This is a genomic window from Serratia sp. CY33525, from assembly GCF_052169115.1.
Taxonomy (GTDB): Bacteria; Pseudomonadota; Gammaproteobacteria; order Enterobacterales; family Enterobacteriaceae; genus Serratia; species Serratia sarumanii.
This window is the reverse complement of record NZ_JBJNLK010000002.1, coordinates 426,793-446,190: the sequence shown is the minus strand read 5'-3', so window position 1 is coordinate 446,190 and position 19,398 is coordinate 426,793. Positions and strand designations below refer to the sequence as shown.

The 19,398-nt window shown below is 62.0% G+C and carries 19 protein-coding genes; 8 read left to right on the top strand and 11 right to left on the bottom strand.

The window, feature by feature from the left end:
- Positions 1–18 precede the first annotated feature (18 nt).
- Genes ptrR through fghA form a run of 3 tightly spaced genes read left to right on the top strand, consistent with a single transcriptional unit; the run spans position 19 to position 2,950 of the window.
- Positions 19–939 carry a putrescine utilization regulator PtrR gene (gene ptrR, locus ACJ8IM_RS07160; protein ID WP_033654969.1) on the top strand — a complete coding sequence of 307 codons (921 nt, stop codon included), beginning with the start codon at positions 19–21 and terminating at the stop codon, positions 937–939.
- Between the two features lie 29 nt (positions 940–968).
- Positions 969–2,093, top strand: coding sequence for an S-(hydroxymethyl)glutathione dehydrogenase/class III alcohol dehydrogenase (locus ACJ8IM_RS07155; protein ID WP_033637718.1), 1,125 nt, complete (start codon positions 969–971; stop codon positions 2,091–2,093).
- A 14-nt stretch (positions 2,094–2,107) separates the two neighbouring features.
- Positions 2,108–2,950: an S-formylglutathione hydrolase gene (gene fghA / locus ACJ8IM_RS07150; protein ID WP_033654970.1), complete on the top strand. Its 843-nt coding sequence runs from the start codon at positions 2,108–2,110 to the stop codon at positions 2,948–2,950.
- Between the two features lie 39 nt (positions 2,951–2,989).
- Here fghA and ACJ8IM_RS07145 read toward each other — a convergent pair whose 3' ends face one another.
- The 8 genes from ACJ8IM_RS07145 to ACJ8IM_RS07110 all read right to left on the bottom strand — a co-directional run bounded on the left by ACJ8IM_RS07145 (position 2,990) and on the right by ACJ8IM_RS07110 (position 10,822).
- Positions 2,990–3,298 (bottom strand): CcdB family protein, encoded by a 309-nt coding sequence (locus ACJ8IM_RS07145; protein ID WP_033654971.1) that lies wholly within the window; start codon positions 3,296–3,298, stop codon positions 2,990–2,992.
- A 2-nt stretch (positions 3,299–3,300) separates the two neighbouring features.
- Positions 3,301–3,543 carry a type II toxin-antitoxin system CcdA family antitoxin gene (locus ACJ8IM_RS07140; protein WP_078061989.1) on the bottom strand — a complete coding sequence of 81 codons (243 nt, stop codon included), beginning with the start codon at positions 3,541–3,543 and terminating at the stop codon, positions 3,301–3,303.
- Between the two features lie 81 nt (positions 3,544–3,624).
- Positions 3,625–4,533, bottom strand: a complete 909-nt coding sequence (gene gsiD / locus ACJ8IM_RS07135; RefSeq protein ID WP_172448764.1) for a glutathione ABC transporter permease GsiD — start codon at positions 4,531–4,533, stop codon at positions 3,625–3,627.
- A gap of 9 nt (positions 4,534–4,542) precedes the next feature.
- Positions 4,543–5,463 (bottom strand): glutathione ABC transporter permease GsiC, encoded by a 921-nt coding sequence (gsiC, locus tag ACJ8IM_RS07130; RefSeq protein WP_033637716.1) that lies wholly within the window; start codon positions 5,461–5,463, stop codon positions 4,543–4,545.
- A gap of 52 nt (positions 5,464–5,515) precedes the next feature.
- Positions 5,516–7,051 (bottom strand): glutathione ABC transporter substrate-binding protein GsiB, encoded by a 1,536-nt coding sequence (gene gsiB, locus ACJ8IM_RS07125; RefSeq protein ID WP_033654972.1) that lies wholly within the window; start codon positions 7,049–7,051, stop codon positions 5,516–5,518.
- A 23-nt stretch (positions 7,052–7,074) separates the two neighbouring features.
- The gene (locus ACJ8IM_RS07120; RefSeq protein WP_033654973.1) at positions 7,075–8,952 is read right to left on the bottom strand and encodes a dipeptide ABC transporter ATP-binding protein; all 1,878 of its coding nucleotides are present in this window, start codon (positions 8,950–8,952) and stop codon (positions 7,075–7,077) included.
- Between the two features lie 19 nt (positions 8,953–8,971).
- Positions 8,972–9,928: an isoaspartyl peptidase/L-asparaginase family protein gene (locus tag ACJ8IM_RS07115; protein ID WP_033654974.1), complete on the bottom strand. Its 957-nt coding sequence runs from the start codon at positions 9,926–9,928 to the stop codon at positions 8,972–8,974.
- Positions 9,929–10,285: 357 nt separating this feature from the next.
- Positions 10,286–10,822 (bottom strand): DUF924 family protein, encoded by a 537-nt coding sequence (locus ACJ8IM_RS07110; RefSeq protein ID WP_033646798.1) that lies wholly within the window; start codon positions 10,820–10,822, stop codon positions 10,286–10,288.
- A gap of 157 nt (positions 10,823–10,979) precedes the next feature.
- Here ACJ8IM_RS07110 and moeA point away from each other — a divergent pair, with 157 nt between their 5' ends.
- A complete protein-coding gene (gene moeA, locus ACJ8IM_RS07105) occupies positions 10,980–12,218 on the top strand; it encodes a molybdopterin molybdotransferase MoeA (protein ID WP_033654975.1) in 1,239 nt (412 codons plus the stop codon).
- Positions 12,219–12,220: 2 nt separating this feature from the next.
- Positions 12,221–12,976 (top strand): molybdopterin-synthase adenylyltransferase MoeB, encoded by a 756-nt coding sequence (gene moeB / locus ACJ8IM_RS07100; protein WP_101455791.1) that lies wholly within the window; start codon positions 12,221–12,223, stop codon positions 12,974–12,976.
- Between the two features lie 51 nt (positions 12,977–13,027).
- Here the strand turns inward: moeB and ACJ8IM_RS07095 are convergent, their stop codons facing one another.
- Positions 13,028–14,620, bottom strand: coding sequence for an ABC-F family ATPase (locus ACJ8IM_RS07095; RefSeq protein ID WP_033637709.1), 1,593 nt, complete (start codon positions 14,618–14,620; stop codon positions 13,028–13,030).
- Positions 14,621–15,297: 677 nt separating this feature from the next.
- Between ACJ8IM_RS07095 and ACJ8IM_RS07090 the strand changes: the two genes are divergently transcribed.
- Positions 15,298–16,602, top strand: coding sequence for an MFS transporter (locus tag ACJ8IM_RS07090; protein ID WP_033653367.1), 1,305 nt, complete (start codon positions 15,298–15,300; stop codon positions 16,600–16,602).
- A gap of 22 nt (positions 16,603–16,624) precedes the next feature.
- Here ACJ8IM_RS07090 and cynR read toward each other — a convergent pair whose 3' ends face one another.
- Positions 16,625–17,524 carry a transcriptional regulator CynR gene (gene cynR / locus ACJ8IM_RS07085; protein WP_033653368.1) on the bottom strand — a complete coding sequence of 300 codons (900 nt, stop codon included), beginning with the start codon at positions 17,522–17,524 and terminating at the stop codon, positions 16,625–16,627.
- Positions 17,525–17,638: 114 nt separating this feature from the next.
- Here cynR and ACJ8IM_RS07080 point away from each other — a divergent pair, with 114 nt between their 5' ends.
- Positions 17,639–18,292 carry a carbonic anhydrase gene (locus tag ACJ8IM_RS07080; RefSeq protein WP_033653369.1) on the top strand — a complete coding sequence of 218 codons (654 nt, stop codon included), beginning with the start codon at positions 17,639–17,641 and terminating at the stop codon, positions 18,290–18,292.
- A 19-nt stretch (positions 18,293–18,311) separates the two neighbouring features.
- Positions 18,312–18,782 carry a cyanase gene (gene cynS, locus ACJ8IM_RS07075; RefSeq protein WP_060457391.1) on the top strand — a complete coding sequence of 157 codons (471 nt, stop codon included), beginning with the start codon at positions 18,312–18,314 and terminating at the stop codon, positions 18,780–18,782.
- Positions 18,783–18,897: 115 nt separating this feature from the next.
- Here the strand turns inward: cynS and ACJ8IM_RS07070 are convergent, their stop codons facing one another.
- The gene (locus tag ACJ8IM_RS07070; protein WP_033653370.1) at positions 18,898–19,395 is read right to left on the bottom strand and encodes an AAA family ATPase; all 498 of its coding nucleotides are present in this window, start codon (positions 19,393–19,395) and stop codon (positions 18,898–18,900) included.
- Positions 19,396–19,398: the final 3 nt, after the last annotated feature.

Here is a 19,398-nt window from a genome sequence, read left to right as displayed (position 1 = left end):
TCACGAAACGAGAATATTATGGATCTGACCCAGCTTCGCATGTTCTGCTGCGTAGCGGAAACCGGCTCGGTCGCCCGCGCCGCCGAGCAGCTGCACCGCGTGCCGTCGAATCTGACCACCCGACTGCGCCAGCTGGAACAGGAGCTGGGCGCCGATCTGTTTATCCGCGAAAAACAGCGCCTGCGCCTGTCGCCGATGGGCCATAACTTTCTGTGCTACGCCAACCGCATCCTGGCGCTGAGCGACGAGGCGATGAGCATCACCCACGCCGGCGAACCGGCAGGCAACTTCGCCCTCGGCTCGATGGAGAGCACCGCCGCCACCCGCCTGCCCTCACTGTTGGCGGCTTACCACCAGCGTTTCTCGCAGGTTTCGCTGTCGCTGACCACCGGCACCTCCGGCGAAATCGCCGATCGGGTGCGCGCCGGCACGCTGGCCGCGGCGCTGGTCGACGGCCCGGTACCCTATGACGAGTTGAACGGCTGTATCGCCTATCCTGAACATATGGTGGTGATCTCCTGTCTCGATCACGCGCCGATCCACAGCGCCAAAGACGCCAACGGCGAAACGCTGTTCGCCTTTCGCGCCAGCTGCTCCTACCGCCTGCGGCTGGAGGCCTGGTTCAAGCGCGAAGGCGCGCGGCCGGGGCAAATTATGGAGATCCAGTCCTATCACGCCATGCTGGCCTGCGTCGCCAGCGGCGCCGGGCTGGCGATGATCCCGCATTCGGTGCTCAGCCTGCTGCCGGGCCATGAGCGGGTCCGGGTTCACCCCCTGCCGCCGGACGTGGCCGACACCGCCACCTGGCTGCTGTGGCGCCGCGACGCGTTCGGGCCGAACGTGCGCGCGCTGAAAGAGTTGATTATTGAACAGACGGAAACCGCCGCTGTTGATGAAAGCACCCCCAACGATTTATCAGACGTTGTCGATATCGCCTGATTTAAAAGAAAACCACTGAGGAGACTATGATGGAGATGATCAAAACCCGCGCCGCCGTTGCCTGGGGCCCGAACCAGCCGCTGAAGATCGAAGAAGTCGAGCTGATGCCACCGCAAAAAGGCGAAGTGCTGGTGCGGATCGTCGCCACCGGCGTTTGTCACACCGACGCCTACACCCTGTCCGGCAAAGATCCGGAAGGCGTGTTCCCGGCAATCCTCGGCCACGAGGGCGGCGGCGTGGTGGAAGCGGTCGGTGAAGGCGTCACCAGCGTGGCGGTCGGCGATCACGTGATCCCGCTCTACACCCCGGAGTGCGGCGAGTGCAAATTCTGTAAATCCGGCAAGACCAACCTGTGCCAGGCGATCCGCGCCACCCAGGGCAAAGGGCTGATGCCGGACGGCACCACCCGCTTCTTCAAGGACGGCAAGCCGATCTTCCACTACATGGGCACCTCCACCTTCTCCGAGTACACCGTGGTGCCGGAAATCTCACTGGCGAAAATCAACAAGGAAGCGCCGCTGGAAGAAGTGTGCCTGCTGGGCTGCGGCGTGACCACCGGCATGGGCGCGGTGATGAACACCGCCAAAGTGCAACCGGGCGACACCGTGGCAATCTTCGGCCTGGGCGGCATCGGCCTGTCGGCGATCATCGGCGCGCAGATGGCCGGCGCGGGCCGCATCATCGGCATCGACATCAACACCAGCAAGTTCGATCTGGCACGCAAGCTGGGCGCTACCGATCTGATCAACCCGAAAGACTATGACAAGCCGATTCAGGACGTGATCGTCGAGCTGACCGACGGCGGCGTCGACTTCTCCTTCGAGTGCATCGGCAACGTCAACGTGATGCGTTCCGCGCTGGAGTGCTGCCACAAGGGCTGGGGTGAATCGGTGATCATCGGCGTCGCGGGCGCTGGCGAAGAGATCTCGACCCGTCCGTTCCAACTGGTCACCGGCCGCGTCTGGCGCGGTTCGGCGTTCGGCGGCGTCAAGGGCCGTTCGCAGCTGCCGGGCATCGTCGAGCGCTATCTGGACGGTGAATTCGCGCTGAACGACTTTATCACCCATACCATGGGGCTGGAGCAGATCAACGAAGCGTTCGATTTGATGCACGAAGGCAAATCGATCCGTTCCGTCATCCACTTCGACCAATAAGCCAGGAGGCAGAGATGACGTTGTCATTGGAACTTCTCGAAGAGCACCGCATGTTCGGCGGCTGGCAGCAGCGCTATCGCCACGCGGCGCAGAGCCTGAATTGCAACATGACATTCAGCATCTACCTGCCGCCGCCGCGCGATGACAACCCGCCGCCGGTGCTGTACTGGCTGTCGGGGCTGACCTGCAACGACGAGAACTTCACGTTGAAAGCCGGCGCGCAGCGCATCGCCGCCGAGCTGGGCCTGGTGCTGGTGATGCCGGACACCAGCCCGCGTGGCGACGAAGTGCCGAACGACGAAGGCTACGATCTGGGCCAGGGCGCCGGGTTCTACCTGAACGCCACCCAGGCGCCGTGGGATCGCCATTTCCGCATGTACGACTACATCAGCGCCGAACTGCCGGCGCTGATCGAACAGCACTTCAGCGTCAGCGATCGTCAGTCGATCTTCGGCCACTCGATGGGCGGCCACGGCGCGCTGATAATGGCGTTTCGCAATCCGCAGCGCTTCCGCTCGGTATCGGCGTTCGCGCCGATCGTTAACCCGTGCCAGGTGCCGTGGGGCCGCAAGGCGTTCACCGCCTATCTGGGCAGCGACGAAAGCCAGTGGCTGCAGTACGACAGCTGCCATCTGCTGGCCAGCGGCGCGGAAAAAATGCCGGTCCTTATCGACCAGGGCGACGACGACCAGTTCCTGGCCGATCAGCTGCAGCCGGCGCGGTTGGCGGAGCTGGCGCGCCAGCGCGACTGGCCGCTGACGCTGCGCATTCAGCCGGGGTACGATCACAGCTACTTCACCATCGCCACCTTCGTGGAAGATCACCTGCGCTTCCACGCCGAGCACCTGTTCCGCTGATAAAAAAATCCGGGCGGTTATTAAAGCGCCCGGATTTCTTCAAATACCGTCAAGAAGAAAGTCGATGGCGGCTTTAATTTGATTCCTGTGCTCATTGGCATTACCAACGGCCTTGCCGATCTGTGAAATACGTACGGCAGCCATCTCATGCGTCATAACAAGAAACTTTTCGCCGTTTACCTCAATCTCCGGGCATAAGCGTGCAGAAATTTTAACCCTGACGTTATCCAAAGCATAAAGAGGGATCATTAACCGGGTCGAGAGGACATCAATAAGATCGCTTTGAACGTCCAGCAAGTAGGGATAGGCTGATGCCGGATACGTATTGTCATATACAGTAAACTGCATATTCAAAATGTCCGATATTCATCAGACAACAAACCATTTTCTTCAGTGATACGATTAAGTTCTTCTAACGCCGCGCGATTTTGCTCGCGCCACTGTTGAATCTCAATATCCCTGACACGGACGCTCAATGCGTCTGTCAATACGGATGACACATTGACGCCCAGGGATTTTGCGCGCTGGAAAAGATCGCGATCGATGGTTACGTTGACTGTCTTTTTCGTCACATTGTTATTTGCCATATCCATTCCTCATCCCTGTAATATACACGGGTCAAATTTTCATCAATTATACTCGTAAAACAGGGGTATGCCAATTCAGTGATGCCATCACCCCTTCAGCTTAGGATCGAGCGCGTCGCGCAGTCCGTCGCCCAACAGGTTGAACGCCAGCACGGTAATGAATATCGCCAGGCTGGGGAAGATCGCCACGTGCGGCGCGATCACCATATCGGCGCGTGCCTCGTTGAGCATCGCCCCCCACTCCGGCGTCGGCGGCTGGGCGCCCAGGCCCAGAAACGACAGGCTGGCGGCGGTGATGATCGAGGTGCCGATGCGCAGGGTGAAATAGACCACAATCGAAGACAGGGTGCCCGGCAGAATGTGCCGCAGGATGATGGTCCAGTCCGAAGCGCCGATGCTGCGCGCCGACTCGATATAGGTCAGGCGCTTCAGCACCAGCGTATTGCCGCGCACCAGGCGGGCGAAGGCCGGAATGCTGAAGATCGCCACCGCGACGATCACGTTGGCCATGCCGCTGCCCATGATCGCCACCACGCCGATCGCCAGCAGAATGCCGGGAAACGCGAACAGCACGTCGCAGACGCGCATGGTGAGGCGATCCCACCAGCCCTCATAGTAGCCGGCCAGCAGCCCCAGCAGGGTGCCGATCGCCCCGCCCGCCAGCACCGAGAACACCCCGGCCGCCAGCGAAATGCGCGTGCCCATCAGGATGCGGCTGAAGATATCGCGCCCGAGAGAATCCACGCCCAGCCAGTGCATCAGCGAAGGCCCCTCGTTCAGCCGATCGTAATCGAAATAGTTTTCCGCATCGAACGGTGCCAGATAAGGCGCCAGCAGCGCCGCCGCAATCAGCAGCAGCACCAACAGACCGGCGACCAGCGCCGCCCGCTGGCGGCGAAAACGCCGCCAAAACTCGCTCCACGGCGTGCGTACCGCATTGGGATCGATAAGCGGCATCGCCTTCAGTGCGGCGTTGCGCCGCCAATGCTTAATCATGCCGCGTCCTCATTGATAACGAATCGCCGGGTTGATCGCCGCGTACAGCATATCCACCAGCAGGTTGATCAGGATGAATTCCAGCGAGAACAGCAGCACCTCGGCCTGGATCACCGGGTAATCGCGCATCTCCACCGAGTCCACCAGCAACCGCCCCAACCCCGGCCAGTTGAACACCTTCTCCACCACGATCGAACCGCCGAGCAGGAAGCCGAACTGCAGCCCCATCATGGTCACCACCGGGATCATCGCGTTGCGCAGGCCGTGTTTCATCACCACCACGCTTTCCCGCACGCCCTTGGCGCGCGCGGTGCGCATGTAGTCTTCCTGCAGCACCTCGACGAACGAAGCGCGGGTGAAACGCGCCATCACCGCCGCCACCGCCGCCCCCAGGGTGATCGAAGGCAGAATGTAGTGTCGCCAGCTGTCGGCGCCCACCGTCGGTAGCCACCCCAGTTCGACCGAGAACACCTGCATCAGCAGCATGCCGAGCGCAAAGGCCGGGAACGAGATCCCCGACACCGCCAGCGTCATGCCGAGGCGATCCGGCCAGCGGTTGCGCCACACCGCCGACACCACGCCGATCGCCAGGCCGAACGCCACCGCCCACAGCATGCTGGTGACGGTCAGCCAAAAGGTCGGCATAAAACGCGAGGCGATCTCTTCGCTCACCGGGCGCTTGGACACCATCGAGATGCCGAAGTCGCCCCGCAGCGCGTTGACGAAGAAGTGTGCGAACTGCTGCGGCAGCGGCTGATCCAGCCCCAAATCCTTGCGCACCAGCTGCACCACCGCCTCGTCGGCCTCCGGCCCCGCCGCCAGCCGCGCCGGATCGCCCGGCAGCAGGTGGACAAACAGGAACACCAGCACCGCCACGATCAGCAGCGTCGGGATCAGGCCCAGCAGTCGTTTCAGAAAATAATTGAGCATCTCATTCCTTCCCCCGCCCGCCGCCGCTTGGCCACGGGCGGGGATGGGCGCCTTATTTCAGATCGGCGTTATCAAAGTTGAACGAGGTATCCGGCATCACGTAGAAGCCGCTCAGCTGCTTGCTGTTGGCCGACAACAGACGTTCAGTCGCCAGGAAGATCCAGGGCGCGTCGGCCCAGATGCGATCCTGCGCGTCCTGATACAGTTTCTGCTTCTCGGCGCGATCGGTGGTCGCCAGCGCGTCGGTCAGATCCTTGTCCACCTGCGGATTGCTGTAGAACGCGGTGTTAAACTGCTTCGGCGGCGCCGCCTGGGTAGAGAACAGCGGCGACAGCGCCCAGTCCGCTTCCCCGGTCGAGGCCGACCAGCCGGTGTAGAACAGCCGCACGCCGGTGTCCTTCACCCCGACGCTCTCCACCTGCGCCGCACGCTGCCCGGCATCCATCGCCGTCACCGTCACTTTCACCCCCACCTGCGCCAGCTGCTGCTGGGTGAACTGCAGCACCTTCTGCGCGGTGCTGTGGTTGTGGGAAGACCATAGCGTGGTGGTGAAGCCGTTCGGGTAGCCGGCCTCTTTCAGCAGCTCGCGCGCCTTGGCCGGATCGTACGGCCACGGCTTATAGCGGGCGGCGAAGTCGATCGCCGGCGGCACCGGGCCTTCCGCCGGCACCGCGTAACCGGCGAACGCCACCTTGATCAGCGCGTCCTTATTGATGGCGTAGTTCAGCGCCTGACGCACCTTCGGGTTGTCGAACGGCTTTTGGGTGACGTTCATGCTGATGTAACGCTGCAGGATCGACGGCGCGGCCACCACATCCAGCTTGGCGTTGCCCTCCAGCACCTTGGCCTGCTCGTAGGGGATCGGGAAGGCAAAGGTCGCCTCGCCGGTCTGCAGCATCGCCGCGCGGGTGTTGTTATCCACCACCGGGCGCCAGGTGATGCTGTCGAGCTTCGGCAGCCCCGGCTGCCAGTAGCCTTCGAACTTCTTCACCTTGACGAAATCGGTCTGGTTCCAGGTCACGAACTGATACGGGCCGGTGCCGACCGGGTGGAAACCGATCTCCTTGCCGTATTGCTTCAGCGCCGCCGGCGAGATGATCGCCGCCGCCGGATGCGCCAGATTGTTGACGAACGCCGAGAACGGCGCCTTCAGCACGATCTTCACCGTATTGGCATCCACCGCCTCGGTTTTGTCGATCATCTTGAACAGGTTGTAGCGCTTGAGGTGGCTGTCCGGGTTGCTGGCGCGATCGAGGTTGATCTTCACCGCCTCGGCGTTGAACGCGGTGCCGTCGTGGAATTTAATCCCCTGGCGCAGTTTGACCGTGTAGGTCAGGCCGTCTTTGCTGACCTCATAGCTGTCCGCCAGCACGTTCACCAGCTTCATGTCCTTATCGAAGCCGAACAGCCCCTGATAGAAAGATTTGGCCACCGCCTGCGACAGCGTGTCGTTGGCGTCGTAAGGATCGAGGGTGGTGAAATTGGAGGCCACGGCGATCACCGCGTCCTTCGCCGCCCAGACCGGGCCGGTTCCCGCCGCCAGCAGTACGGCGGCCAACAGCGCATTGCGTTTGAATGTGTGCTTCATGTCGCTTGTCTCTCCTGAGGTCTTTAAAAAGCACCGGCGATCGGGTGGCGGGCGACAAAGTGCCCGGCGCCAACCTGCACCAGCGGTGCGGTAACGGGTTCATCGCCCAGCGCGCGCACTGGGCTCGGGATCTCATCGGCCGGCAGCGGCTGCCGTTTGTGGGCATGAGCGGGATCGGCCACCGGCACCGCCGCCATCAGCTTGCGGGTGTAGGGGTGCTGCGGATTGTCGAACACCGCCTGCCGCGGGCCAATCTCGACGATCTGCCCGAGGTACATCACCGCCACCCGGTGGCTGATGCGCTCCACCACCGCCATGTCGTGTGAAATGAACAGAAAAGCGATACCGAACTCGCGCTGCAGATCGAGCAGCAGATTAACGATCTGCGCCTGAATCGACACGTCCAGCGCCGACACCGCCTCGTCGGCGATCACCACTTTCGGGTTCAGCGCCAGCGCGCGCGCGATGCAGATGCGCTGGCGCTGGCCGCCGGAAAATTCGTGCGGGTAGCGGCGCGCATGCTCCGGCAGCAGGCCGACGCGCTCCAGCAGCCAGGCCACCCGTTGCTCCGCCTCGCGGCCGCGCATCACGTTGTGCACCAGCAGCGGCTCCATGATGGAAAAACCGACCGTCAGACGCGGATCAAGCGAAGCGTATGGATCCTGAAAAATGAACTGAATATCGCGCCGCAGGTGCTGCAGGGCCGGCCCCTTCAACTGATCTATCCGCCGCCCGGCGAAGGTGATGGTGCCGCTCTGGCTGTCCACCAGCTTCAGCAAAGAGCGCCCGGTGGTGGACTTGCCGCAGCCGGACTCGCCCACCAGCCCCAGTGTCTCGCCGGGGTAAAGATCGAAACTGACGTTTTCCACCGCGTGCACCCGGCGAGTGACCCGATTGAACAACCCGCCGCGCAGATCAAAGCGCGTAACCAGATGCTCCACCTGCAGGATCGGCGCGGCGCCGGGCGGCACGGTATCCTGCGGCGCCGTATCCCCCTCGCCGCCCGGCAACGGAAACTTCGCCGGCAGCGGCCGATCGGCCATCGCCCCCAGCTTCGGCACCGCCGCCAACAGCGCCCGGGTATAGGCCTGCTGCGGCGCGGCGAACAGCTCGCGCACCCGATTTTGTTCCACCTGCTCGCCGCGGCGCATCACCAGCACCCGGTCGGCTATCTCCGCCACCACGCCCATGTCGTGAGTAATGAAGATCACCCCCATCTGCATCTCCCGTTGCAGCACGCGGATCAGCTGCAGGATCTGCGCCTGAATGGTGACGTCGAGGGCGGTGGTGGGCTCATCGGCGATCAGCAGCGCCGGCTTGCAGGAGAGCGCCATGGCGATCATCACCCGCTGGCGCATGCCGCCGGAAAGCTGGTGCGGGTAGCGCCCCAGCACCTCTTTGGCCTCCGGAATACGCACCAGATCGAGCATGCGCAGCGCCTCCTGGCGCGCGCTGCGGTGATCCATGCCCTGATGCAGGCGCAGCGATTCGGCGATCTGCTCGCCGACCGGAAATACCGGGTTGAGCGAGGTCATCGGCTCCTGGAAGATCATCGCCATGTCGGCGCCGCGCACCGTGCGCAGCGTGCTCTGCGAGGCGCGCGCCAGATCGAGCAGCGCGCCGTCGCGCCGGCGCAGCGTCATGGCGCCGCCGACGATGCGCCCGCCGCCCTGCTCCACCAACCGCATTAGCCCCAGCGAAGTGACCGATTTGCCGGAGCCGGACTCACCGACGATCGCCAGCGTCTCGCCGCGATCGAGATCGAACGACAGGTTGCGCACCGCTTCTACGGCGCCGTCCGGTTGAGGAAAGCTGATGCTCAGATCGCGCACCGTCAGCACCCGCTGCGGCGGCAATGACGGCCCGCCGCTGGCGGCGGGTCGAAGTAAAACGTCGGTCATGCACCCTCCCGGTGAACGCTTAGCGGTAAATCCCGACGGACGGCGCATCGCCGACATAGCCAAAACCGCGATACATCCCCTCGCAGTTGAACGGCAGCGCGATATTGCCGTGGCGATCGACGGCGATCATGCCGCCGCTGCCACCGAGGGCCGGCAGCTTCTCCATCACCACCCGATCGCTGGCCGCCTGCAGGCTCAGATCGCCGTATTCGATCAGGGCGGAAACATCATAGGCCGCCACGCCGCGCATGAAGATTTCGCCGGTGCCGGTGCTGGAAACCGCCACGGTGGCGTTGTTGGCATAGCAGCCGGCGCCGATAATCGGCGTGTCGCCTACCCGTCCGGCCTGCTTGTTGGTCATGCCGCCGGTCGAAGTGGCGGCGGCGAGGTTGCCCAGCGCATCCAGCGCCACCGCGCCGACGGTGCCGAATTTGCGATCGGGATCGAGCGGATCGCCGGCCTGCGCCGCGCCGTCGTGATCGAGCAATACCCGGCCCTGCTCCGCCTGGGCGCGGTGCAGCTGATCGAAACGTTCTTGGGTAAAGAAGAAGTCAGGGGTAACCATTTCCAGGCCGTGGGCCGCGGCAAACTTCTCGGCGCCTTCGGCGGCAAACAGCACGTGTTCGCTGTTTTCCAGCACCGCGCGCGCCGCCAGCACGGGGTTGCGGATGCGGCTGACGCCGGCGACGGCGCCGGCATCGCAGGTGCGGCCGTCCATCACGCAGGCGTCCAGTTCGTGAGTGCCCTGATGGGTAAACACCGAGCCTTTGCCGGCGTTGAACAGCGGGCACTCTTCGAGCAGCCGCACCGCTTCGGTCACCGCGTCCAGCGCGCTGCCGCCCTGGGCCAGTATCGCCTGCCCGGCGGTCACGATCTCGGACAGCGCCTGGATATACTGCCGTTCTTTTTCCGCACTCAGCGCCGCCCGGGTAATTGCGCCCGCGCCGCCATGAATGGCAATCACTGGTTTGCTCATTTGCCTGACACCCTGTGTTAATCCCGCCGTTGCGCAGCGAATAAGCTGAGCGCGGTATCATTATTATTCAGTCTTTTTCGACTCTATTTAGTCCTACAGTGGAAGTACAGCATAACGTCCACGTCCCGCTTTTAGCGTAGTCCGCTTAGACCGTTTCGCACCTTGAAATAGCTTATTGGAATAAAAACAGCAGGTTATAAAAAGCCGTAAACCGCCGATCGTACGGCCGAGATTATTGGTAATTCCGCGTGCGGAAATAGCGGCATGGCGTAAGGAAATAAACGTTCGCGCTGAATAACGCTTATTGCGGCGCCCGGCCTGCTGTTTTTTCCCCGGCCGGGCGCAGATGATCCGAGATTAAAAACCCGATCCGGGCTGCTGTAAAAAAGCCTCTTCTTCCGGCGTGCTGGTGCGCCCCAATATCGCATTGCGATGCGGGTAGCGGCCGAAACGATCGATGATCGCCTTGTGCCGAAGCTCGAACTCCAGCTGGTCGCCGTTATTGAGCTCGGTGTACAACACCAGCGCCTGCTGGTGGATTAGCGGCGATTCCGAATGCATGAACGGCAGATAAAGGAAACCGCGCTGCTCGCGGCTCAGCCGTTCGCACTCGCCGCTGCGGATCGCCTCCTGCGCCAGGATCAGCGCCATGCCGTCGCAGGCGAACGACTGCGGTGTGCCGCGGAACAGGTTGCGGCTGAACTGATCGAGCACGATCACCTCCGCCAGCCGCCCCTCGATGGTGTCGCGCCAGTGCGCCAACTCCCCCGCCGCCGCCGCGCGCCAGATTTCGCCGAAACGGCTGTGCAGCAGACGATCGAAATCGTCGTCCTTTTTGAACCACATGATCGGTTCGATCTCGTCGAACCAGAAGTCGATAACCTGTTTATGCATCATGATTCTCCTCTGTTTTACGCAGTTTATACCCGATCGCCCCAGCGCCGCAGTGCGAAAGATGGCGGGCATAACCCGTTCTCCCCCCCGGCGTTCTCTGCCATAATACCCGCACTTTGTCGCTATTTTAGCGCACCCTGATTACGGAGTTCCCTTTATGGATCATTGCCATACTTCCGATCTCATTTCCCTGGAGCAAGCGCTGGAAAAAATGCTCGGGCAGATCGCCCCACTGCAGCAGACCGAATCCATCGCCCTGACCGCCGCCGCCGGCCGCATCACCGCCGCGCCGGTGGTCTCGCCGCTCGACGTGCCGCCGTTCGCCAACTCGGCGATGGACGGCTATGCGCTGCGCCTCGCCGATCTGGCGGCCAATGCGCCGCTGCCGGTCGCCGGTAAGGCCTTCGCCGGCGCGCCGTTCGACGGCCAATGGCCGGCCAACAGCTGCGTGCGCATCATGACCGGCGCGCCGATCCCGGCCGGGGCGGACGCGGTAGTGATGCAGGAGCAGGCCGAGGTGAGCGACCAGGGCGTGCGTTTTACCGCGCCGGTTGAAGCCGGACAGAATATCCGTCTGGCGGGTGAAGACATTCGCCGCGGCGCGAGCGTGTTGCCGGCCGGCGTGAAGCTGGGCGCCGCGCAGCTGCCGCTGCTGGCTTCGCTTGGCGTCGCCGAGGTGCAGGTGATGCGTAATCTGAAGGTGGCGGTGTTCTCCACCGGTGACGAACTGCAGCCGGTCGGCCAGCCGCTGCAGGCGGGCCAAATCTACGACACCAACCGCTTCGCGGTGCGCCTGATGCTGGAACAGCTGGGCTGCGAGGTGCTCGATCTCGGCATTATCCGCGACGATCGCGATGCGCTGCGCGCCGCCTTCACACAGGCAGCCAGCCAGGCCGACGTGGTCATCAGCAGCGGCGGCGTCTCGGTCGGCGAGGCCGACTACACCAAACAAATGCTCGACGAACTGGGCCAGGTCAGCTTCTGGAAGCTGGCGATCAAACCCGGCAAACCCTTCGCCTTCGGCAAACTGGGCCACGCCTGGTTCTGCGGCCTGCCGGGCAACCCGGTTTCCGCCGCCCTGACCTTCTACCAACTGGTGCAACCGCTGCTGGCGAAGCTGGCCGGCCACAGCGACTGGCGCCTGCCGCCGCGCCTGCGCGCACGGGCGCTGACCCCGCTGAAGAAATCGCCGGGCCGCCTCGATTTTCAGCGCGGCGTGTTCAGCAGCAACGCCGCGGGCGAACTGGAGGTCAGCACCACCGGCCACCAGGGCTCGCACGTCTTCAGCTCCTACAGCCAGGGCAACTGTTTCATCGTGCTGGAGCGCGAACGCGGTTCGGTGGCGGTAGGCGAAACGGTGGAGATCGAGCCGTTCAACGCCCTGCTGAGGAGCTGAGCATGCTGCCGGAATTGACCGACGCCGAAGCGCTGCGCTACAACCGCCAGATCGTGCTGCGCGGCTTTGACTTCGACGGCCAGGAGAAGCTGAAGGCCGCCCGCGTGCTGATCGCCGGGCTGGGCGGGCTGGGCTGCGCCGCTGCGCCATATCTGGCAGCGGCCGGCGTCGGCCATCTGGTGCTGGTGGATTTCGACACCGTCTCGCTCTCCAACCTGCAGCGCCAGATCCTGCACCGCGACGATCGCATCGGCCAGAGCAAGGTCGCTTCCGCCAAGCGGGAACTGAGCGCCATCAACCCGCATATCCGCATCGACGCGATCGACGGCCGTTTGGAAGATGACGCGGTCGCGGCAGAGATCGCCGCCTGCGATCTGGTGCTGGACTGCACCGACAACGTGGCGGCGCGCGATACCCTGAACCGCCTGTGCCACGCGCAGCAGAGGCCGCTGGTTTCCGGTGCGGCGATCCGCATGGAAGGCCAGCTCAGCGTGTTCACCTATCAGCCGGGCGAGCCCTGCTACCGCTGCCTGAGCCGGCTGTTCGGCGACAGCGCCCTCACCTGCGTCGAAGCGGGCGTGATGTCGCCGCTGGTCGGCACTATCGGCACCCTGCAGGCGATGGAGGCCATCAAGCTGCTGGCCGACTATGGTCAGCCGCTGCGCGGCAAGCTGTTGATGTTCGATGCGATGAGCATGCAGTTCCGCGAGATGAAACTGCCGAAGGATCCGCACTGCGAGGTGTGCGGCGGGGAATGACGGATAAAAAAAGGGCGGGATAATTCCCGCCCTGATGCGTTGCCGCGAGGGTTAGACGATGCCCTGGCTGCGCAGATAGTCTTCGTAGTTACCGGTAAAGTCGATCACCTTGTTCGGGGTGATTTCCAGAATGCGCGTCGCCAGCGAGCTGACGAACTCACGGTCGTGGGAGACGAAGATCAGCGTGCCTTCGTACATCTCCAGCGCCATGTTCAGCGATTCAATGGATTCCATATCCAGGTGGTTGGTCGGTTCGTCCATCACCAGAATATTCGGGCGCTGCATCATCAGCTTGCCGAACAACATGCGGCCCTTCTCACCACCGGACAGCACCTTCACTTTCTTCTTGATGTCGTCCTGGCTGAACAGTAAACGGCCCAGCACGCTGCGCACCGCCTGCTCGTCGTCTTTTTCCTGCTTCCACTGGCTCATCCAGTCGAACACGGTCAGGGTATCGTCAAACTCGTATTCGTGATCCTGCGCGTAGTAACCGATACGGGCGTTTTCCGACCACTTCACGGTGCCGCTGTCCGGCTGCGCGTCGCCCACCAGCGTTTTCAGCAGGGTGGTTTTACCGATGCCGTTGGCGCCCAGCACCGCAACCTTCTCACCCACTTCCACCATCAGGTTCAGCTTGCTGAACAGCGGGCCGTTGTCGAAGCCCTTGGTGAGCGCTTCCACTTCCAGCGCGTTACGGAATAGCTTCTTGTCCTGATCGAAACGGATGAACGGGTTCTGGCGGCTGGAGGCCTTCACTTCTTCCAACTGGATCTTGTCGATCTGGCGGGCGCGCGAGGTGGCCTGCTTGGATTTGGAGGCGTTGGCGCTGAAACGGCTGACGAACGATTGCAGTTCGTTGATCTGCGCCTTCTTCTTAGCGTTGTCGGCCAGCAGACGTTCACGCGCCTGGGTGGCGGCGGTCATGTATTCGTCGTAGTTGCCCGGATAAACGCGCAGTTCGCCGTAGTCCAGATCCGCCATGTGGGTGCAGACCATGTTCAGGAAGTGACGGTCGTGCGAGATGATGATCATGGTGCTGTTGCGTTCGTTCAGCACCTGCTCCAGCCAGCGAATGGTATCGATGTCCAGGTTGTTGGTCGGTTCGTCGAGCAGCAGGATTTCCGGATCGGAGAACAGCGCCTGCGCCAGCAACACGCGCAGCTTCCAGCCCGGCGCGATTTCGCTCATCGGGCCATAGTGCTGTTCCACCGGAATGCCGACGCCAAGCAGCAGTTCGCCGGCGCGCGCTTCGGCGGTGTAACCGTCCATCTCGCCGTAGGCGACTTCCAGATCGGCCACTTTATAGCCGTCTTCTTCGCTCATCTCCGCCATGGCGTAGATGCGGTCGCGCTCTTCCTTCACCGCCCACAGCTCGGTATGGCCCATGATCACGGTGTCCAGCACGCTGTACTGTTCGAAGGCGAACTGATCCTGACGCAGTTTACCCAGGCGCTCGTTCGGATCGAGGAACACATTGCCGCCGGTCGGCGCCAAATCGCCGCCGAGGATTTTCATAAAGGTGGACTTGCCGCAGCCGTTGGCGCCGATCAGGCCATAACGGTTGCCGCCGCCGAATTTAACAGAGATGTTTTCAAACAACGGCTTGCTGCCGAACTGCATGGTGATGTTGTTGGTGCTTAACACAGCGCTCGCTCTTTATACATAGGGAATGTGATTTGGCGCGCATTATGCCACAACGGGGTTAAGAGATCGCGGGAAGTTTTGGTGACATTTTGAGCGGTGACGACGAATGAGTCATATTTGGGTTGAATAACACCGATAAAATTCACGGCGAGATTTCACGCAGCGAGCCGTACAATATTTGAAACCAATTCGCCAAATATATTAATTAAACTTAAAAATGACATTTATTCTCCTCAGAACCGCCCCAGGCACGAATAAATCGTATCTGTTCATCTTATGAAAATCATTAATACAGCCAACACGTCTCTATTTAATTCTAGTTTTTTCCGACTATCGCCACACATTCTGCTATACGCGACATTTTGTGACCGCCTTCTTAAATACCAAGGTTTTTTAGAGGATTAATGCGTTACAGCTCACTAAACCGACATGGCACATTCGTTCAGATAACAGGAAAAACCAAATAAAAACAATTGAATACAGGGAGATGTGAAAATCAAACCACCGTTATCGCGCTAACTACTCTCATATTGCATATGATTGTACATACAAGTATATGTAAACATGACGTTGCCGTTTTGTTGGCGTTTCGGGGCTCGGTTATCGCCGCCCCGGATAACGCCACCCCGGCCAGAAAATAATAACAACACACCGTCCACCTATCGCGAGAGACAACGATGAACACTGCTGAAAACGCATTGCCCAAAAGCCAAACGGCGGAGAAGGGCGCGGTAAATTACAAAGTCATTGTCGGCGCCAGCCTGGGCAACGGCCTGGAGATTTTCGACTTCACCGTCTACAGCTTCTTTGCCGCCATTATCGGCAAACTCTATTTTCCCAGCGACAGCGCCTACGGCTCCTTGTTGATGTCGGTGGCGGTGTTCGGCGTCGGCTTTATCATGCGCCCGCTGGGCAGCATGGTGCTGGGTGCCTATGCCGATCGGGTCGGCCGCAAGGCCGCCATGCTGATGACCATCGTGCTGATGGGCGTCGGCACCGCGCTGATCGCCTTCGCGCCCACCCATGCGCAAATCGGCGTTCTGGCGCCGGTGCTGATCGTGGTTGGCCGCCTGATTCAGGGGTTTGCCGCCGGCGGTGAAGTGGGCTCGGCCACCACGCTGCTGCTGGAGTCGGCAGGGGCCAACCAACGCGGCTTCTTCGTCAGCTGGCAGGCGATAAGCCAGGGCATCAGCGCCCTGCTTGGCGCCTCTTTAGGCCTGGCGCTCACCTATTTTCTGCCGGAGCAGGCACTGTATGCCTGGGGCTGGCGCGTGCCGTTCATCATCGGTTTGTTGATCATTCCCGTCGGCATCTATATTCGCAAACATCTGGAAGAGACCTACAGTGGAGAGGCGCCGGCTCACGCGCGGCCGCCGCTGAATCCGGTATGGGATCTGGTGAGCAATCATGCCAAAGATCTGTTGCTGGGCGTATTGATCATCATGTCCGGCACCGTGATGGTCTACGTGGTGCTGCTGTATATGCCGACCTACATGATGCAGACCTATCACATCGCCGGCCCGACCGCCTACCTGTTCAGCTGTATTGCCTCTGTGGTACAGATCATCGCGGTCTATTGCGCAGGCCGTTACGTCGATCGGGTGCAGAACTACAAAAGGCCGCTGCTGTTCTCAATCTTTGCAGCACTGATCCTGATTTACCCGACCTTCTGGTTCCTCAGCGCCACGCAAACCCTGTGGCTGGCGATCGTTTTCCGCATCCTGCTGATCGGCGCGCTGGGCATCAACATGCTGGCCAGCACTATGCTGATCGTCTCGGCGCTGCCGCGCCACGTGCGCGCCACCGGCACCTCGATGATTTACGCCTTTGGCGTGACGCTGTTCGGCGGCTCGGCGCAGTTGGTCGTCACCTGGCTGCTGGACGTCAGCGGCAATCCGATGGCGCCGGCGTGGTACGTCACCGGCATGTTGACCGTCAGCCTGATCGCCACTCTGCTGTTCCGCGAACGTCATAAAGAATAGCGCCTGCTGCCGGGCCGTGCGGCTATCGGCTGCCCGGCGCCGGCGTAACGCCCTGTTCTTGCAAGAGGGCAATAAACGCCTGCGCGGCGGCACTACGGTAAGCGCCTTTGCGCTGCAGCCATACCGCCTGCCGCACCGGCATGGCGTTGGCCAAAGCCACTTTTTTCAACTGCCGGTTCTCGCGCGCAATGGCGGCCGGCAGCAGCGTGGCGAGCTGCCCGCGCCGCACGATCTCGACGATGGCGCCTAGCGCATTGGCCTCCACCGCCACCTGCGGCCGGAAACCCAGCTGCGTGCAGTAGCGATCGATAAACTGACGCGTGGCAAAGTCGCCGCTCAGCAAGGCCAGCGGCAGATGTTGCCACTCCGCCAGCGTCAGCGGCCGGCGATGAGATGCCAAGGGATGATCGGTGCCGACCATCAGCTCCAGCGACTCATTGAACAACGGTGCCGCTTCCACCTCCGCCGACTGCGCCATCTTGAAGGCAATGCCCAGATCCAGCCTATCCTGCGCCAGCAGCGCCTCCATTCGCTCTTGCGCCATCTCTTCAATGCTCAGCGTAATCCCCGGATAGCGGCGGTAGAAGGCATCGACCGCCGGCCCCACCAGATAGGCGGTGAACGTGGGGGTCATCGCCAGCCGCAAATGGCCGCGCGCCAACGTCGCCACGTCATGGATCGCCCGCGCGCCGGCATCCAGATCCTGCAACGCCAAGCGCGCATAGCGCATCCACGCCTCACCGGCGTCGGTCAGGCGCACGGCTCTGCCGCTGCGATCGAACAGCGGCGCTCCCAATGTGTCTTCCAACTGCTTGATCTGTTGCGACAGCGTCGGTTGCGACACGTGCAGCGCTTCGGCGGCGCGGGTGAAGTTGCCCTGCTCGGCAACGGCCAGAAAATAACGGATGTGTCGCAGCAGCATAACGCCCCAGTTATTAGTAAAACCTATAGCTGGCATTATAAATGGGTCTTAGACCCTATAGCCAGAAGCGTTCATCATGCCGCCATCGCATAACGACACCCAATGGAGAAACGGATGAAAGAGGTGATTGAAGGCTTCCTGAAGTTCCAGCGCGAAGCCTTTGTTGAACGCACGGCGCTGTTTCAGCAGTTGGCGACCCGCCAAAACCCGCGCACCCTGTTTATCTCATGTTCCGACAGCCGCCTGGTGCCGGAGCTGGTCACCCAGCGCGAGCCGGGCGATCTGTTCGTGATCCGCAATGCCGGCAACATCGTGCCTTCTTTCGGCCCCGAACCCGGCGGGGTTACCGCCTCGGTCGAGTACGCCGTCGCCGCGCTGGGCGTGGAAGATATCGTGATCTGCGGCCATTCCGACTGCGGCGCAATGACCGCCATCGCCACCTGCCAGTGTCTGGATCACCTGCCCACGGTCGCTGGCTGGCTGCGTTACGCCGATTCAGCGAAGGCGGTCAATCAGGCTTATCCGCACGCCTCCGACGAGGCGCGGGTCGCATCGATGGTGCGCGAAAACGTCATCGCCCAGCTCAACAACATCAAAACGCACCCTTCCGTCGCCCTGGCGCTGGATCAGGGCCGCCTGACGCTGCACGGCTGGGTCTATGACATCGCCAGCGGCGCTATCGACGCGCTGGACGGCGAAACCCGCCGCTTCGTGCCGCTCGCCACCCATCCCGAGGTGACCGCCACTCCGGCGATCGCCCGTTTTTAAGTCAACAAAAGGAGCTAACATGACACACTCTCTGCACAACGCCGCCCCGCGCGCAGCGCTCACCGACACCATCATGGCCGCCAAGATCCGCCATAACCTGACTTTCGACGCGCTGGCTGAGGGCACCGGACTCAGCCTGGCGTTCGTCACCGCCGCGCTGCTGGGGCAGCATGCGTTGCCGGAACAAGCGGCACGCACCGTGGCGGCCAAGCTCGGGCTGGACGAAGAGGCGGTACAGCTGCTGCAAACCATCCCGTTGCGCGGCAGCATTCCCGGCGGCGTGCCGACCGATCCGACCCTTTATCGCTTCTATGAAATGCTGCAGGTTTACGGCTCCACGCTGAAAGCGCTGGTGCACGAGCAGTTCGGCGACGGCATCATCAGCGCCATCAACTTCAAGCTGGATATCAAGAAGGTGGCCGATCCGGAAGGCGGCGAACGCGCGGTGATCACCCTGGACGGCAAATACCTGCCGACCAAGCCTTTCTAATCTACTTCCGCGCCATCGCCTTCCAGGCCGCGCTGCCGTGCGCGGAAGTCGCCTTCCACAACGTGTTTAACGCCAAAGCCTAGCCCTGTTGCCGGCGCCGTCATGGCGCCGGTTTTCAGTCCTGTTCGCCATAACGCAAGACTGTCATCCCTTCCTCTTCCGCCGGGGGAACAAAGTACTGCGCCAGGCGCTCAAACTCCGCTTCGCTCAGTGTAAACGGGTGCTCGCCGCGCGCGTTTCTCAGCGTTATCCGGCTCAGGCACTGCGCATGGCTGACGTCGAGAAAATGCAGACAGTGCGCAACGCCGGCCTCCTCCGCCAACGCTTTGGCCCAGCGCCGCCTGTCCGGCGTATTCATCGGGAAATCGAGCGCCACGGACCAGCCGCCGCGCAGCAGCTGAACGAGGTGCCCGCCCAGCGCCCGCCGCAACCGGTCGGAACAGCGCGCATAGTCTTGCAGGCTGGTCATCTCCTGTTCATACAGCGTCGCCAGCCACGCATCTTCGACCAGCAACAGCGTTTGCGGTTGCTGCGCCAAACGCTGCGCCAGCGTCGATTTGCCTGCGCCGGCCTTGCCGCACATCAGGTGTAAAACTGCAGGGTAGGTTTTCATGAC